This is a genomic window from Microtetraspora malaysiensis (assembly GCF_050947145.1).
Taxonomy (GTDB): domain Bacteria; phylum Actinomycetota; class Actinomycetes; order Streptosporangiales; family Streptosporangiaceae; genus Microtetraspora_A; species Microtetraspora_A malaysiensis.
Genome location: NZ_CP191998.1, coordinates 7,849,630 through 7,864,468 on the forward strand (window position 1 = coordinate 7,849,630; position 14,839 = coordinate 7,864,468).

At 71.2% G+C, this 14,839-nt stretch carries 17 protein-coding genes and 2 riboswitches; of the genes, 13 read left to right on the forward strand and 4 right to left on the reverse strand.

Annotated features, from left to right (window positions below; translation table 11 throughout):
- The first annotated feature begins 165 nt into the window (after positions 1–165).
- The 5 genes from ACQP1V_RS36750 (at position 166) to ACQP1V_RS36770 (ending at position 4,054) form a co-directional block, all read left to right on the forward strand.
- On the forward strand, positions 166–615 hold the full coding sequence (locus tag ACQP1V_RS36750; RefSeq protein WP_387411543.1) for a helix-turn-helix domain-containing protein: 450 nt from the start codon (positions 166–168) through the stop codon (positions 613–615).
- A 1-nt stretch (position 616) separates the two neighbouring features.
- Positions 617–847, forward strand: coding sequence for a hypothetical protein (locus ACQP1V_RS36755; RefSeq protein WP_433415170.1), 231 nt, complete (start codon positions 617–619; stop codon positions 845–847).
- A 100-nt stretch (positions 848–947) separates the two neighbouring features.
- A riboswitch (glycine riboswitch) is annotated at positions 948–1,046 on the forward strand.
- A riboswitch (glycine riboswitch) is annotated at positions 1,047–1,144 on the forward strand. It begins immediately after the preceding riboswitch.
- A 30-nt stretch (positions 1,145–1,174) separates the two neighbouring features.
- Positions 1,175–2,260 carry a glycine cleavage system aminomethyltransferase GcvT gene (gene gcvT / locus ACQP1V_RS36760; RefSeq protein ID WP_433415172.1) on the forward strand — a complete coding sequence of 362 codons (1,086 nt, stop codon included), beginning with the start codon at positions 1,175–1,177 and terminating at the stop codon, positions 2,258–2,260.
- Entirely contained in the window at positions 2,257–2,646 is a 390-nt protein-coding gene (gcvH, locus tag ACQP1V_RS36765) for a glycine cleavage system protein GcvH (RefSeq protein WP_387411547.1), read from the forward strand. Before gcvT ends, gcvH begins: the two co-directional genes overlap by 4 nt.
- A 34-nt stretch (positions 2,647–2,680) precedes the next feature.
- On the forward strand, positions 2,681–4,054 hold the full coding sequence (locus ACQP1V_RS36770; RefSeq protein WP_433415174.1) for an L-serine ammonia-lyase: 1,374 nt from the start codon (positions 2,681–2,683) through the stop codon (positions 4,052–4,054).
- Here the strand turns inward: ACQP1V_RS36770 and ACQP1V_RS36775 are convergent.
- Entirely contained in the window at positions 4,041–4,250 is a 210-nt protein-coding gene (locus tag ACQP1V_RS36775; RefSeq protein ID WP_433415176.1) for a hypothetical protein, read from the reverse strand. The two genes, ACQP1V_RS36770 and ACQP1V_RS36775, sit on opposite strands and share 14 nt — an antisense overlap.
- A 71-nt stretch (positions 4,251–4,321) precedes the next feature.
- Here ACQP1V_RS36775 and ACQP1V_RS36780 point away from each other — a divergent pair, with 71 nt between their 5' ends.
- Together ACQP1V_RS36780 and ACQP1V_RS36785 are read left to right on the forward strand one after the other, a co-directional pair.
- A complete protein-coding gene (locus ACQP1V_RS36780) occupies positions 4,322–5,281 on the forward strand; it encodes a sugar kinase (protein ID WP_433415178.1) in 960 nt (319 codons plus the stop codon).
- Positions 5,282–5,410: 129 nt separating this feature from the next.
- Positions 5,411–6,805 carry a hypothetical protein gene (locus tag ACQP1V_RS36785; RefSeq protein ID WP_433415180.1) on the forward strand — a complete coding sequence of 465 codons (1,395 nt, stop codon included), beginning with the start codon at positions 5,411–5,413 and terminating at the stop codon, positions 6,803–6,805.
- On the opposite strand, the gene ACQP1V_RS36790 is transcribed toward ACQP1V_RS36785, so the two are convergent.
- Positions 6,734–7,210: a hypothetical protein gene (locus ACQP1V_RS36790; protein ID WP_387411555.1), complete on the reverse strand. Its 477-nt coding sequence runs from the start codon at positions 7,208–7,210 to the stop codon at positions 6,734–6,736. The genes ACQP1V_RS36785 and ACQP1V_RS36790 overlap by 72 nt on opposite strands.
- Before the next feature lie 2 nt (positions 7,211–7,212).
- The gene (locus tag ACQP1V_RS36795) at positions 7,213–7,815 is read right to left on the reverse strand and encodes a DUF6286 domain-containing protein (RefSeq protein WP_433415183.1); all 603 of its coding nucleotides are present in this window, start codon (positions 7,813–7,815) and stop codon (positions 7,213–7,215) included.
- Positions 7,816–8,000: 185 nt separating this feature from the next.
- On the opposite strand from ACQP1V_RS36795, the gene ACQP1V_RS36800 reads away from it, so the two are divergent.
- Entirely contained in the window at positions 8,001–9,170 is a 1,170-nt protein-coding gene (locus ACQP1V_RS36800; RefSeq protein WP_433415185.1) for an amino acid deaminase/aldolase, read from the forward strand.
- A gap of 97 nt (positions 9,171–9,267) precedes the next feature.
- On the opposite strand, the gene ACQP1V_RS36805 is transcribed toward ACQP1V_RS36800, so the two are convergent.
- Positions 9,268–9,582 (reverse strand): DUF3618 domain-containing protein, encoded by a 315-nt coding sequence (locus tag ACQP1V_RS36805; RefSeq protein ID WP_067124845.1) that lies wholly within the window; start codon positions 9,580–9,582, stop codon positions 9,268–9,270.
- Positions 9,583–9,749: 167 nt separating this feature from the next.
- On the opposite strand from ACQP1V_RS36805, the gene bcp reads away from it, so the two are divergent.
- From bcp to ACQP1V_RS36830, 5 genes are all read left to right on the forward strand, one after another.
- Positions 9,750–10,217 carry a thioredoxin-dependent thiol peroxidase gene (bcp, locus tag ACQP1V_RS36810; RefSeq protein WP_387411559.1) on the forward strand — a complete coding sequence of 156 codons (468 nt, stop codon included), beginning with the start codon at positions 9,750–9,752 and terminating at the stop codon, positions 10,215–10,217.
- A 257-nt stretch (positions 10,218–10,474) separates the two neighbouring features.
- Positions 10,475–11,812 carry an extracellular catalytic domain type 1 short-chain-length polyhydroxyalkanoate depolymerase gene (locus ACQP1V_RS36815; protein WP_433415187.1) on the forward strand — a complete coding sequence of 446 codons (1,338 nt, stop codon included), beginning with the start codon at positions 10,475–10,477 and terminating at the stop codon, positions 11,810–11,812.
- A gap of 325 nt (positions 11,813–12,137) precedes the next feature.
- Positions 12,138–13,340, forward strand: coding sequence for a substrate-binding domain-containing protein (locus ACQP1V_RS36820; RefSeq protein WP_433415189.1), 1,203 nt, complete (start codon positions 12,138–12,140; stop codon positions 13,338–13,340).
- Positions 13,337–14,113: an ABC transporter ATP-binding protein gene (locus ACQP1V_RS36825; protein ID WP_433415191.1), complete on the forward strand. Its 777-nt coding sequence runs from the start codon at positions 13,337–13,339 to the stop codon at positions 14,111–14,113. The genes ACQP1V_RS36820 and ACQP1V_RS36825 overlap by 4 nt, the downstream gene beginning before the upstream one ends.
- The gene (locus tag ACQP1V_RS36830; RefSeq protein WP_433415193.1) at positions 14,110–14,805 is read left to right on the forward strand and encodes an ABC transporter ATP-binding protein; all 696 of its coding nucleotides are present in this window, start codon (positions 14,110–14,112) and stop codon (positions 14,803–14,805) included. Before ACQP1V_RS36825 ends, ACQP1V_RS36830 begins: the two co-directional genes overlap by 4 nt.
- Positions 14,806–14,839: the final 34 nt, after the last annotated feature.

A 14,839-nucleotide genomic window follows, 5' to 3' on the forward strand; every position in this document is an offset into this window, starting at 1 on the left:
ATCGCTCTGTCGCCCGCCTCGCCACGCCCGCCGCCCGGCGGCCGGGAGCTACCCGAGGGCGTGCCACCTCGCCGTCGCGGGCGTACACACGGCCGCGCCTGTTGCGACTCTTTCGTCTATTGCGTTTATTGCGATTGCGTCGGATACTGCGTCTGGAGGTGCACCATGACATCCGCTCCGCTCCAGCCGAACTCCCCCGACGCAGCCGCAGCTCGCGACGCGCTTCATCGGGTTCGCCGCTACCTGCGGCGCCACCCCGACAATCCGGCGCGGATCCGCATCGTGGCGGAGGAGACGCGGGAGGAGCTGGTGATGCCACGTGCCGCCGTCGAACTACTTGCCGCGATACTCGCCCATATGGCGGCCGGTCGCGGCGTGTCCGTGGTGCCGGCACACGCCGAGTTGACGACCCAGGAGGCCGCCGACCTTCTCAACGTGTCACGCCCCTACCTCATCGGCCTCCTCGAAGCAGGAGAGATCGAATATCGCCTGGTGGGCACACACAGAAGAGTCCGCGCCGAGTCACTTCTGGAGTACAGACGGAAGGACGACCAGCGCCGAAGAGCAGCCGCCGACGAACTGTCGGCCATGACACGCGATCTAGGGCTCGACTGACGTGGTCTTCACCGTTGTGTACGACGCATGCGTGCTGTACCCGAGCACACTTCGCGATCTCCTGATCAGGATCGCCCAGGCCGGCATCGTGCAGGCGAAGTGGACTCAGCAGATCCTGGAGCAACAGATCGCCGACTCCTGGAGGAATCCGCCCGGCACCGCCGAGGATGTGCTGGCCAGTCTCGAAAGAAGCGGCCTGGTCCAGTCGGTCGCCGAATTGCGAGCGGTCTGAGGTCTACGAGCCGCTGGAGGCGCGCGGCCTACTCCGAGGTGAGCGGCGGTAGGCAGTTTCGCGAGATGGCGTCCGACCACTAGGCTGACGGGGCACCGAATGAACCCGTGCGGGAGAGCGTCCTGACAAGCCGGTCAGGTCCCCTGAAGGAGCAAGCCCTCCCCGCGAACCTCTCAAGGCAAAGGACCGTGCGGGCCAGGTGACCTCTGGAAAGCAGGCCGTGACCGGCCTCGCCGAAGGTGAAAGTCCGGCAAAAAACGGACGAAGCTCTCAGGCACCGATGACAGAGGGGGAGGATGCTCTCATCCGTCTTCCTGAGGTGCGATCATGTCACGATCTACCCCGTTGCGTGAGGTTCACGAAGGCCTCGGCGCCACGCTCACCGACTTCGCGGGATGGCAGATGCCCCTGCGCTACGGCAGCGAGTCGGCCGAGCACAACGCGGTGCGCACCGCGGCCGGGCTGTTCGACCTGTCCCACATGGGCGAGATCCACGTCACCGGCCCGCAGGCAGGAGAGGCGCTGGACTACGCCCTCGTCGGCCACCTGAGCGTGCTCGAGCCCGGCCGGGCGAGATACACGATGATCGTCACGGAGGACGGCGGCGTGCTGGACGACCTCATCGTCTACCGGCTCGCGCCGGAGGACTTCATGGTCGTCGCCAACGCGTCCAACTACGCCAAGGTCGCACAGGAGCTGACCGAGCGCGCGAAGTCGTACGACGCCCAGGTCGAAGACCGGTCGGACGCGTACGCGCTGGTCGCGATCCAGGGGCCGAACAGCACCGCGATCCTCGGCAAGCTGACCGACGCCGACCTGGTCGGGCTCAAGTACTACGCGGGCCTCCCCGGCACGGTCGCCGGGTTCGAGGTCATGATCGCGCGTACCGGCTACACCGGCGAGGACGGGTTCGAGCTGTTCTCCCGGCCCGAGGACGCCGCCGGGCTGTGGAACGCCCTCACCGAGGCGGGCGCGGAGCTGGGGGTGCGGCCGTGCGGCCTGTCCTCCCGCGACACCCTCCGGCTGGAGGCGGGCATGCCCCTGTACGGCAACGAGCTGACCGCGGAGATGACGCCCTTCGACGCCGGGCTGGGCCGGGTCGTGAAGTTCGACAAGCCGGGCGACTTCGTCGGGAAGGCCGCGCTGTCCGGGCACCCGGCCCCCGAGCGGCGCCTGGTCGGCCTGGTGGCGCGCGGCCGCCGAGTCCCCCGCCACGGATACCCGGTCACGCGGGAGGGCGAGGTCGTCGGCGTGGTGACCAGCGGTGCGCCTTCACAGACTCTTGGCAAGCCCATCGCCATGGCGTACGTCTCGGCCGACGCCCTCGAAAAGGGAAATCTGGCCGTGGACATCCGTGGCAGCCAAGAGCCCGTTGACGTCGTTGATCTGCCTTTCTACAGGAGGAGCAAGTGAGCAGCATCCCCGAAGAGCTGAGCTACACCAAGGAGCACGAGTGGGTGGCCGGCGTTGACGACGGTCTCACCGTGACGGTGGGTGTGACCGCGTTCGCCGCGGAGCAGCTCGGTGACGTGGTCTTCGTGCAGGTGCCCGAGGTGGGCAGCACTGTCGAGGCCGGTGACGCGATCGGCGAGGTGGAGTCCACCAAGTCGGTGAGCGACATCTACGCCCCGGTCGGCGGCGAGATCGTGGAGACCAACCCGGCGGTCGTGGACGACCCCTCGCTGGTCAACTCCGACCCGTACGGCGAGGGCTGGCTGTTCCGCGTACGCATGGAGGGCGAGCCGGAGGACCTGCTCTCGGCCGCCGAGTACACCACCCTCACCTCGGGCGAATCCTGAAATTCCCTGAGATTTCCAGATAAGGGCATGGATCATGGCGATCAGTGTCTTCGATCTGTTCAAGGTGGGCATCGGGCCGTCCAGCTCCCACACGGGCGGCCCGATGGCCGCGGCGCACAAGTTCGCCCGCGGCCTTCACCAGGACGGTCTACTTGAGAAGACCTCGCGCGTCGAGGTCATTCTGTACGGCTCGCTCGGCCTGACCGGCAAGGGACACGGCAGCGACAAGGCGGTGCTGCTCGGCCTGTCCGGGGAGAAGCCCGAACTGGTCGACGTGGACACGGTCGACGCGCGGCTCGCCGCCATGCGGGAGTCGGGCACGGTCACCTTGTACGGCTCCCGCGAGATCCCCTTCGTCGTCGGCGACGACCTCGTCTTCGAACGCAAGATCACGCTGCCCCACCATCCGAACGGGATGCGGTTCACCGCCTTCACCGACTCGGGCGAGATCCTGCGCGAGAAGATCTACTACTCGGTCGGCGGCGGGTTCGTCGTGGACGAGAACGCCACCGGCGCCGACCGCATCAAGCCGGACGACACCGTGCTCCCCCACCCCTTCACCACGGGGGCGGAGCTGCTCGCCCGGTGCTCGGAGACCGGCCTGTCGATCTCCGCGCTCATGTTGGAGAACGAGCAGGCCTTCGGCCGCACGCCCGCGCAGATCCGCGAGGGGCTGCTGCACCTGTGGTCGGTCATGGCCGAGTCGGTACGGCGCGGCACCTCCATGGAGGGCGTCCTCCCGGGCGGGCTCAAGGTCAGGCGGCGGGCGAACCAGTTGTACCGCCGCCTGCAGACCGAGGCCGACCGCGACCCGCTGCGCGCGATGGACTGGGTGACCCTGTTCGCGCTCGCGGTGAACGAGGAGAACGCGGCGGGCGGCCGGATCGTCACCGCCCCGACGAACGGCGCGGCCGGCATCATCCCGGCGGTGCTGTCGTACTACACGCGGTTCGTCGAGGGGGTCGACGACGACGGCGTCGTACGCTTCCTGCTCACCGCGGGGGCGATCGGGGTGCTCTTCAAGGAGAACGCCTCGATCTCCGGCGCCGAGGTCGGCTGCCAGGGTGAGGTCGGGTCGGCCTGCTCGATGGCCGCGGCCGGGCTCACCGAGGCGCTCGGCGGCACCCCTGAGCAGGTCGAGAACGCCGCCGAGATCGGCATCGAGCACAACCTGGGCCTGACCTGCGACCCGATCGGCGGACTGGTTCAGATCCCGTGCATCGAGCGGAACGCGGTGGCGTCGGTCAAGGCGATCGCCGCGTCCCGCATCGCGCTGCGTGGCGACGGCCGCCACTTCGTGTCGCTCGACAAGGCCATCAAGACCATGCGTGACACCGGCAGGGACATGCTCGACAAGTACAAGGAGACCAGCCGGGGAGGCCTCGCCGTCAACGTCATCGAGTGCTGATCAGGCGCCCGGCCACGGCGGTGACCAGGCCGGTGTCGTCCGCGAGGTCGGCGGCGCCGAGGACGAGCAGGAGCGCCCGTACGGCCTCCGCGTCCCGGCGTCCCGACCAGGCCGCGCGCAGCCGGGCGGCCGCGGGGTCGTCCGGCTCGTCGTCGCGGGTGTGCCGGGCCCACGCGGCGAGCGCCGACTCCAGCACCGGGTGTCCCCGCCGTGAGCCCCGCGACTCGCGGGACCGCCGGGAAACCGCCGAGAACGGAGGGAGGCGCGATGGGTGAGCCGCAGCCGCGGGGCGCGATCACGCTCGGAGAGACCATGGCCCTGCTCACCACCGAGCGCACCGGTCCGCTCCGGCACGCGCCGAGCATGGCCGTCGGCGTCGGCGGCGCGGAGAGCAACGTCGCCATCGCGCTGCGGCGGCTCGGCGTCCCCGTCACCTGGATCGGCCGGGTCGGCGCCGACGGTTTCGGCGACCTGGTGCTGCGCGAACTGCGCGCCGAGGGCCTCGACGTACGCGCAATCGTCGACGACGGCGCGCCCACCGGCCTCATGGTGAAGGAACGGCGCACCAACCAGTCGCTTAACGTCTGGTACTACCGGGCGGGCAGCGCCGGATCGCGGCTGAGCCCCGCCGACGTGGCCGAGGACGCCATAGCCGGCGCCGGACTGCTGCACGTCACCGGCATCACTCCGGCGCTCTCCGACTCCGCCGCCGAGGCCGTACGCCACGCGGTCGGCCTGGCCCGCCGCCACGGCGTCACCGTCTCCTTCGACGTCAACTACCGGGGCAGGCTCTGGAGCCGGGCCCACGCGGCCGAACGGCTGTCGGGCATCCTGTCCGACAGCGACGTGGTCTTCGCCGGGATCGAGGAGGCCGAGCTGTTCGTGCCCGCCAAGGACGACCCGCTCGACCTCGCCGCCGCCCTCGCCGACCTCGGGCCGACGCAGGTGGTCGTCAAGCTGGGCGCCAAGGGGTGCGCCGCGCTGGTGGACGGCCGTCCGCTGGTCCGCCCCGCCGTACCCGTGGAGGTGCTCGACCCGGTGGGCGCGGGCGACGCCTTCGTCGGCGGATACCTCGCCGAACTGCTCGCCGGCGCGCCGCCCGAGACCCGCCTGGACACCGCCGTCACCGCCGGGGCGTTCGCCTGCACGGTCTCCGGCGACTGGGAGGGCCTGCCCACCCGCGCCGAACTCGGGCTCCTCACCCGCCAGGAGGGCGTCACCCGCTGAGCCTGCTCATTGTCACGCCTCCGGCATGACAGCGCTCGGCGCCCCAAGGCAACGCCTTTCCTCACAGGATCATGCTTTATCCTGGCGGTTCCTGATTTGTCGGTCGGTTAAGCAACCGCAAGGGGGAAGGTGGCCTCGTTCCTGCGGTCGCACCTGGCGTTCGCCGCCCTGCTCGTGCTCGGCGTGGCGTTGCGGGCGCTGGCCGTGCTCGGCTACCGCCCGGCGCTGTGGTTCTGGGCCGACTCGTTCGCGTACCTGAGCTCGGGCCTCGATCTGCGCCCGCTGGCGTCCCGCCCGTCCGGCTACTCGCTGTTCCTGTGGCTGCTCAGCCCGCTGCGCGACATCCAGGCCGTCGTGATCGTCCAGCATCTGCTCGGGATCGGCATCGCCGTCCTCGTCTACGTCATGCTGCGCCGCCGTACGGCACTGCGGGGATGGATCGCGGCGCTGGTCGCCGCGCCGATCCTCCTGGATGCCCACCAGATCCAGCTCGAACACCTGATGATGGCCGACCTGCTGTTCACCTTCCTGGCCGTGGCCGGGGTGGCGATCCTGGTGTGGCGGCCGAAACCGTCCGTCACGGCCGCAACCGCGGCGCTGTTGCTGCTGGCGCTGGCGACCGTCACCCGGACCATCGGGCTCCCGCTGATCGTCATCGCCGCCGTCTGGCTGCTGCTGACCCGGGCGGGCGCGCGAGCGCTGGTCTCGGGCGTCGCGGCGGCGGCGGTCGTCCTCGGCGGCTACGCCGTCTGGTTCCACAGCGCACACGGCTCGTACGGCATGGGCGGCAGCAGCACGTGGCTGTGGTCGCGCACCATGACGTTCGCCGACTGCACCAAGATGGACCCCGCTCCGCGCCTCACCCCGCTCTGCCCCACCGAGCCGAGACTGGCCGCGCCCGCCTACATCTGGGACGCCACCTCCCCGCTCCAGCGCGTCGGGGCGAAACGGGAGGAGCTGGCCGGCGAGTTCGCGTCGCTGGCGATCCGCAGCCAGCCGCTCGACTTCCTGCGCACCGGGTTGAGCGACGCTCTCTGGGCCTTCGAGTGGGAGCGCCGGGTCTACCCCTCCCCCGGGCCGCAGAGCGCGTACGTCTTCCCTGATTCGGCGAAGCCGTTCCCCGACAAGATCGCGTCCGCGGGGCGCACCGCGACGCAGCTCACCACCGCCTACCAGGGCTCCTCGGGCGAGAGCCGGGTGGTGGAGCCGTGGGCGGGGTGGCTGCGCGCCTACCAGGAGCAGGGCTACCTGCGCGGGCCGTTCCTCGCGGTCATCCTGCTGATCGGGCTGGGCGGCCTGTTCGTGCGGCGGTGGGCCGTGATCCCGCCGCTGGCCGCCGCCGCGGCCCTGCTCTTCGCCCCGCCGATGATCGCGGCCTTCGACCACCGCTACATCGTGCCGGTGGTGCCGCTCGCCTGCCTCGCGGCCGGGCTGGCGCTGGGCGCCCGCCGGTCAGCGGCGCCGGATGTGCAGCCTGACCAGCGTCGGAAGGTCTCCGCGGCCGACCAGGCCGCGCACTCGTGACACCGCCTCGGCGTTCAGCCGGCCGATCACCTCGGCCGGGTCCGCCTCGGGCAGGAGGTCGATGCTGATCCGCATCCTGCTGTCGCCGACCAGCCGCACGTACAGCTTGCCGATGCCCTGAACGCCCTTGAGCGCCACGCCGAGCATGGCGATCCCCGAGCCGGTACGCGTGCCGATCCGCCCCCAGCCGAGGGCGACGAGCAGCCAGCGCGTCGCGACGATGCCGATCACCAGGGGCACGAGAACGCCGAAGGGCCGCGCCCAGGCGTTCTCGGTGAAGAAGCTCAGGTCGAGCACCGGGTCCCCGGGCCGCTCGCCCGCGGCGAGCAGCACGGCGACGCCGCCCACCAGCAGGGCCAGGCCGACCACGAGGATGCCGACGCGGTTTCCCAGGTACGCGCGCATCGTCACACCCTCGCCCGGCGCAGCCGTACGACGACGTCCTGACGGCCCTGGACGCCGAGGCCGGCGAGCCGGTCCCCAACGGCGGTGCCGACGGCGCGGAGCAACTCGCCCGTGCCCTGCGTGCGGGTGACGACGGTCACCTCGATGCGCCGCGGGTGGATGCGGACGCGGGCCGCCTCGACCCCCTCGACCCCCCGCGCCGCGCTCACCAGCGTACGGCGCAGGCCACTGCGGGTGAGGCCGATCACGAGATGCGGGTCGGTGGTCTCCACGGCGACGAGCCGGGGACGCCCGGGGGTCAGCGCGAGGGCGACCAGCAGCGCTCCGAGGACGACCATCGCGCTCGCCACGCTCCGGACGACCGGGTCACCGAGCGTGATCGAGAGCAGGCGGCCCAGCCGGGGCCCCGCGGGGGCGCCGAAGAGGCTCCCGATGATCACCGCGAGCGCGGTCCACGCCGCCGTGGCGATCACGACGGCGACCAGGACGCCCGCGGGAGCGCGCCCGGGCCGCAGCGCGCGGACGGCGTTGCGCCGCAGCGTGCGCTGTTCCGTTCGCCCCGACGCTGACGGGGAGGCCGCGAGGATGTCCTCGACGATGCTCATCGGGCCGATCACCACTTCCCGTGTACAGGCATGCTCACGTGCATATGCGTACACCGCAAAAGATCGGCGGGGGTGGTGCACCACTCCATCGACCGGATCTTGAAGGTCCGCCGCCGCAAAATTTGCCCCGCGATTAATGTGAACCCGACTCATATATTCCGGAAGAGCGGTACTAAGCTGCCGACATGGACGACCGACAGCGCTTGGACTGGGCCACCGCTCACCTGGAGGCGCCGTTCGCGGTGCTCGACCTCGACGCGCTGCGGTTGAACGCGGAGAGCATGGCCCGCCGGGCGGCCGGCAAGCCGATCAGGGTGGCCAGTAAGTCGATCCGCTGCCGCCCGATCCTTGAACGCGTCCTCGCGATGGAGGGATTCGCCGGGATTATGGCGTTTACCCTCCCCGAGGCGCTCTGGCTGGTCTCCACGGGGATGCGCGATGTGCTCGTGGCCTACCCGACCACTGACCGCCACGCCATCCGCGCCCTGGGCGCCGACCCGGTCGCGGCCCGGGAGATCACGCTGATGGTCGACTCTCCCGAGCACCTGGACCTGCTCCAGGGCCAGCCCCACGAGATCCGGGTATGTCTGGACATCGACGCGGCATTCGTCGCGTTCGCCGGCAAGCTGCGGGCGGGGGCGCTGCGCTCCCCGCTGCGCGAGCCCGCGCAGGCCGCGGAGATCGCCGCCGAGATCGCCCGGCGCCCCGGCCTCCGCCTCACCGGACTCATGGCGTACGAGGCGCAGATCGCCGGCGTCGGCGACAAGATCCCCGGCCCGTACGGCACGGTCGTCCGCTGGATGCAGGCGCGCTCACGCCGCGAGCTGATCGTCCGCAGGGGCCGGATCGTGCAGGCCGTACGACGGGTCGCCGACCTGGAGTTCGTGAACGGCGGCGGCACCGGCAGCATCGAGACGACCGTGCGCGAGAAGGCGATCACCGAGGTGGCCGCCGGGTCCGGCTTCTTCCACCCGCGGCTGTTCGACTTCTACCGCAACTTCGACGGGCACCCGGCGGCGCTGTTCGCGTTGCCCGTGGTGCGCAAGCCCGCGCCCGGCATCGCGACGGTGCTCGGCGGCGGCTACCACGCCTCGGGGTCCCCCGGGCCGACGCGGCTGCCGCAGCCGTACCTGCCGGCCGGGCTGCGGTACGACGCCAACGAGGGCGCGGGCGAGGTGCAGACGCCGCTGCTCGGCGACGCCGCCTCCGACCTGCGGGTCGGCGACCGGGTGTGGTTCCGCCACGCCAAGGCGGGCGAGCTGTGCGAGCGGTTCGCCAGCCTGCACCTGATCGAGGGCGACCGGGTGGTGGAGGAGGTCCCCACCTATCGGGGCGAGGGCAAGACCTTCCTCTGACCATGCGAGGACCCCTGATCGGGAGTCTCCGATCAGGGGCCCTGGTGCGTTCTGGCGCTCTGCCGGCTCGCCGGCGTGCGGTCAGCTCCGCGTGCGGTCAGCTCCGCCTGCGACGGCGGAGCAAGAGGACGGCGGCACCCACGACAAGGGCCGCGCCCACCACCATCAGGACAGGGCTGATGTCCCTGGGCGGGTATTCCTCCCAGACACCGGCCTGCCCCTCCTCGCCCGGCCTGACCTGCCGATGCTGACCCCCGACCAGGCGCTCCGCGTTCGCCTTGACCTTCGCCACGCTCCGCTCGGCGACGCGCTTCGGGCTCACCCGGTCAGCTATGGCGTCGACCGTACGAGCCAGCTCCACTCGCGTACGCTCGATCTCCCGCTCAAGCGCATCGGGATCGGTGTCCGCCATGGCGACCCCCTCCTGTGGTACTAAATGTCCGATCAGTCTGCCAGTTCACGTGGCCGCGTCGTACGGCGGCCGACCCGGTAGCTTTATAAGCGCCTACCCGCATCCTCGCGGGTCACCCGCGTTGCGCGCGAACCATGGGCTTTTCCGTCCAATAGCAGGAGGACTTGATGAGCAGGCTCGAGCCGGGCGACGCCGCACCGGACTTCACCCTTACCGACGCCGACGGAAACGACGTCTCGCTCGAGTCGTTCCGCGGCAGGAAGGTCGTCCTCTACTTCTACCCGGCCGCGATGACGCCCGGCTGCACCAAGCAGGCGTGCGACTTCCGCGACAACCTGAGCGCGCTGACCGGCCACGGCTTCGCCGTCCTCGGTGTGTCGAAGGACACCCCGGCCAAGCTCCAGCGGTTCCGCGAGCACGACGCGCTGACCTTCCCGCTGCTCTCCGACCCCGGCCTGGACGTCCACAAGGCGTACAGCGCGTACGGCGAGAAGCAGAACTACGGCAAGACGATCATGGGGGTCATCCGGTCCACGTTCGTCATCGACGCCGACGGCAAGATCGAGAAGGCGCTCTACAACGTGAAGGCCACCGGTCACGTCGCCCGCCTGCTCAAGGAGCTCGGCGTCTCCTGACCGCGTAAGGAGGCGTGTCGCGGTCGCCGGGCCGCCCGAAACGGCGGCCGCGCGGCGAGCGGGCCGGACCGGGGCGGCCACCGGCCCCCGCCGACGACAGCGCGGCGGTGTGGGCGCGGCGACGCGGTGTGGGCGGCGCACACGTCGCGATCCCATATTCCGGCGGCGGCCGAACGGGGGACACACCACATATCACGGAACGGCGGTCGTCTATACCGTCACGGGCAGATGTCGGGCCTGTGAACGAGGAGCCGCTCGTGATCCCACTCCCCGACGGCGGAGCGCCGCTGTCCTCCCCCCAGAAACACTCGCCGAGCCGCCCCGCGACCCGCCCGCCGGGACACCCCGGCCGGCGGGTGTCCGCCTCCCTGCCCGTCGTCGCCGCCCTCACGGCGCTCGGGCTGATCGCCGTCCTGCTCGCCGGGGCGCGTCCCGCCCGGGCCGCCGGACTGGAGAAGGTCACCGGGTTCGGATCCAACCCCGGCGCCCTCAACATGTGGGTCTACCGCCCCGACGGGCTGCCCGACGGCGCGCCCGCCGTGGTGGCCCTGCACGGCTGCACCCAGACCGCCAATGACTACTTCACCAACTCGGGGTGGCGGAAGTTCGCCGACCTGCACCGCTTCGCGCTGATCCTCCCCGAGCGGATCGACGCCACCGCCTTCCCCTCCAACTGCTTTCTCTGGTACCAGGAGGCCCACATCAAGCGGGGCCAGGGGGAGGCGCTGTCCGTCGCGCAGATGGTCGGCCACGCCACAAGCGCCTATCGTCTCGACCCCGCGCGCATCTCCATCACCGGCCTGTCGGCGGGCGGCGCGATGGCCGCGGTCATGCTCGCCACCTACCCCGACCTGTTCCGGGCCGGCTCCGTCGTGGCCGGCCTGCCGTACCGATGCTCTCCGCCGGCCTCGTCGAGCACCTGCATGACCGGGGCGGTCGCCAAGACCCCGGCCCAGTGGGGCGACCTCGTCCGGGCCGCCTATCCGGGGTACGCGGGACCGCGCCCCAGGGTCGCCGTCTGGCACGGGCAGGCCGACTACGTCGTCAACAAGGCCAACGGCGTGGAGCTGCGCGACCAGTTCACCAACGTGGCCGGGGTCGGCCAGACGCCGACGTCCACCGAGAGCCTGCCCGCCGGCACCACCCTGGAGCGGTACGGCGACGACGCGGTCCGGTTCTACCAGGTCGCCGGGATGGGGCACGGAACTCCGGTGGATCCCGGCGGCGCGGCCGACCAGTGCGGCACGGCGGGGGCCTACTTCCTCGACACCATCTGCTCCGCCTATTACGACACCCGGTTCTTCGGCCTCGACGGCTCCCCCACCCCCAGCCCGTCGGCCAGCCCCACACCGAGCCCGACGCCCACGCCCACGCCCAGCACGTCGCCGTCACCGTCACCGACGCCGACCCCGAGCGCGGTCTGCGTGACCGCCAGCAACTACGCCCACACGGTCGCGGGCCGCGCCTACCAGTCGGGCGGATACACCTACGCCAACGGATCCGATGACGCCATGGGCCTGTGGAACGTCTTCGTCACCCACACGCTCCGGCAGACCGGACCGGGCTACTGGGAGCTCGCCGACGGCCAGTGCTGAACCCCCCGGCGGCCGCCCGCCTGTAGCACCACCCGCCACGTGGCGGACCGACACATCGCGCCCACACCACGTATGGACCGGACACGCCGGCCCGCCGACTCCCCCATCGGCGGGCCGGCCCGCGCGCACGAGAACCGGTGGAGCGAACTCGGAAGCATCCGGCGGGGGCGCGAGATGGCTGGGCCTAACACCACATCCCCGCCCGTTGTGGGGACAGGGCACATGGAACCGCGATCACGCTTTGCCTAGCCTTTCCGCCAATCCGGTCAGGTTCTCCGCCTGCGCTTTCCCGATCTCCCCCCATGCCTGCAGAAAAGAGTTGACCATGGGTCGTAAGAGTCACCCGGTCCGGCTTCCCGCGGCGCTGACCACCGCGGCGGTCCTGCTCCTCGCCGCGGCGTGCGGCAGCCCCGGCACCGCCGGCTCGGGAACCGGCGGCGGCACGGAACCGATCAAGGTCGGTCTCGTCTACTCCAAGTCCGGACCGCTCGCCTCGTACGGCAAGCAGTACGTCGAGGGCTTCCAGGCCGGGCTCGACTACGCCACGAACGGAAGCAAGAAGATCGGCGACCGGACCGTCGAGGTCACCGAGGTGGACGACGCCGGAGACCCGGCCAAGGCGGTGTCCGCGGCGAAGGACCTGATCGGCAAGGGATACAAGATCCTCGCCGGCTCCACCTCCTCCGGCGTCGCGACCCAGGTCGCGCCGATCGCCGAACAGAACAAGGTGCTCTTCGTCTCCGGCCCCGCCGCCACCGACGCGGTCACCGGCGCCGGCACGTACACGTTCAGGTCCGGCCGCCAGACCGCGCAGGACATCAACACCGCCGCCGCCTTCATCGGGGACGTCCAGGGCAAGAAGGTCGTCGTCTTCGCCCAGGACAGCGCGTTCGGCCAGGCCAACGTGGCCGGCGTGCAGGCCGTGCTCGGCGCCAAGGGCGCGAAGGTCGAGCCGCTGCTCGTCCCGGCGAGCGCGACGGACTTCACGCCGTTCGCCACCCAGGCCAAGGAGGCCAAGGCCGACCTGCTGTTCGTCGCCTGGGCGGGCACCACCGCGCAGGCGATGTGGACCGCCCTCGGCCAGCAGGGCGTCTTCGACGCGACGATCGTCGTGACGGGCCTCGACATCACCGCCACCTGGCCCGCGTACGGACCGGTCGCCGACAAGGTCAACTTCCTCTCGCACTACTTCGCCGACGCGGCGGGCACCGACGTCGAGAAGGCCATGACGGAGCGCGTCACCAAGGCCGGCGGCACCGTCGACCTGTTCACCGGCGACGGCTTCACCGCCGCCCAGATGATCGTGCACGCCGCCGAGAAGGGCAACGACCCCGACGCGATGGTCAAGAGCCTCGCCGGATGGAGCTTCGACGGCGTCAAGGGCGCGATGACCGTACGCGCCGAGGACCACGCCCTCCTCCAGCCGATGTTCCAGGCCAAGCTGACCGGCGGCGCGACCCCCACCGCCGAGGTCGTCAAGAAGCTCGACGCCGACGCCGTCGCGCCCGCGGCGGCCGCGCAGAAGTGACCAGCACCGTCGCCGCCCCCGCCCGGCCGGTCCTGCGCGTACGCGGGCTGAGCTGGGCGGTGGGCGGGGCCCATATCGTCTCCGACGTCGGCTTCGACGTGGCCGAGGGCGAGTTCGTCGCCGTCATCGGCCCGAACGGCGCCGGCAAGACCTCGCTGTTCAACCTGATCTCCGGACTGACCCGGTCGACCGGCGGCACGATCGAGCTGGACGGCCGCGACATCACCCACGCGCCGCCGCACCGCCGCGCCCGCCAGGGGCTCGGCCGCACCTTCCAGTCCTCCAGCGTCTTCCCCGCCCTCACCGTCGCCGAGAACGTACGGCTGGCCGCCGCGGCGCACCGCGGCACCTGCCTGCGGATCTGGCGGCGGGCCGAGTCGGACCGCGCGGCGTGGCTCGCCACCGCCGAGGCTCTCGAACGCGTGGGGCTCGCCCACCGGGCCCGCGAGACCGCCGGAGCGCTGTCCCACGGCGACAAGCGCAAGCTGGAGATCGCCATCCTGCTGGCCACCGACCCCCGCCTCATCCTGCTGGACGAGCCGATGGCCGGGGTCGGCGTGGCGGACGTGCCCGCGCTCACCGAGGTGATCCGGTCCGTCCACCGCGAACAGGGCCGCACCGTGCTGATGGTGGAGCACCACATGGACGTCCTGCTCGGCCTCGCCGACCGGGTCGCCGTCATGCACCACGGCAGCCTGCTCGCCCTCGACGCGCCGGACGCCGTCATGGCCGACCCGGTCGTGCAGGAGGCCTACCTCGGGGAGGCGCTGTGACACCGCTGCTGGAGATCACCGACCTGCACGTGCGGATCGGCAGCTCGCACATCCTCCAGGGCATCGGCTTCGCCGTACCGGCCACCGGCGTCACCGCCGTGCTCGGACGCAACGGCGCGGGCAAGACCACCACGCTGAAGGCCGTACTCGGCATCGTGCCGAAGACCGGGAGCGTACGCCTGGACGGCGAGGAGATCGGCGCACTGCCCACGCACGCGATCGTCCGGCGCGGCCTCGGCTACGCGCCCGAGGATCGCGGCATCTTCGCCGGGCTGACCGTCACCGAGAACCTCCGGCTGGCCGAACGCGGACGCGGCCCGCATCGATACGACCTGGTCTACGAGATGTTTCCCGAGCTGAAGCAGCGGGGCGCGCAGCGCGCGGGCACCCTGTCCGGAGGCCAGCAGCAGATGGTCGCGATCGGCCGCACCCTGCTCAACGGCAACCGGATGCTGCTGGTCGACGAGCCCACCAAGGGGCTCGCGCCGAAGATCGTCACCGAGGTGGCCGACGTGCTGGAACGCGCCGCCCGCGAGGTGCCCATCCTGCTGGTGGAGCAGAACCTCGCACTCGTACGGCGGATCGCCGACCACGTCGTGGTCATCGAGCAGGGAACCGTCGTCCACACCGGCGAGGCCGCCTCCCTGCTCTCCGACTCCGACCTCACCCGCGAACTCCTGGGGGTGGCGTGACCTCTTCCGCACTCTTCTCACGGCCGCGGCCCGG

Coding starts and splice junctions, on each gene's coding strand:
- ACQP1V_RS36750 (WP_387411543.1), top strand. CDS start 166: ATGACATCCGCTCCGCTCCAGCCGAACTCCCCCGACGCAGCCGCAGCT.
- gcvT (WP_433415172.1), top strand. CDS start 1,175: ATGTCACGATCTACCCCGTTGCGTGAGGTTCACGAAGGCCTCGGCGCC.
- ACQP1V_RS36770 (WP_433415174.1), top strand. CDS start 2,681: ATGGCGATCAGTGTCTTCGATCTGTTCAAGGTGGGCATCGGGCCGTCC.
- ACQP1V_RS36780 (WP_433415178.1), top strand. CDS start 4,322: ATGGGTGAGCCGCAGCCGCGGGGCGCGATCACGCTCGGAGAGACCATG.
- ACQP1V_RS36790 (WP_387411555.1), bottom strand. CDS start 7,210: ATGCGCGCGTACCTGGGAAACCGCGTCGGCATCCTCGTGGTCGGCCTG.
- ACQP1V_RS36795 (WP_433415183.1), bottom strand. CDS start 7,815: ATGAGCATCGTCGAGGACATCCTCGCGGCCTCCCCGTCAGCGTCGGGG.
- ACQP1V_RS36800 (WP_433415185.1), top strand. CDS start 8,001: ATGGACGACCGACAGCGCTTGGACTGGGCCACCGCTCACCTGGAGGCG.
- ACQP1V_RS36805 (WP_067124845.1), bottom strand. CDS start 9,582: ATGGCGGACACCGATCCCGATGCGCTTGAGCGGGAGATCGAGCGTACG.
- bcp (WP_387411559.1), top strand. CDS start 9,750: ATGAGCAGGCTCGAGCCGGGCGACGCCGCACCGGACTTCACCCTTACC.
- ACQP1V_RS36820 (WP_433415189.1), top strand. CDS start 12,138: ATGGGTCGTAAGAGTCACCCGGTCCGGCTTCCCGCGGCGCTGACCACC.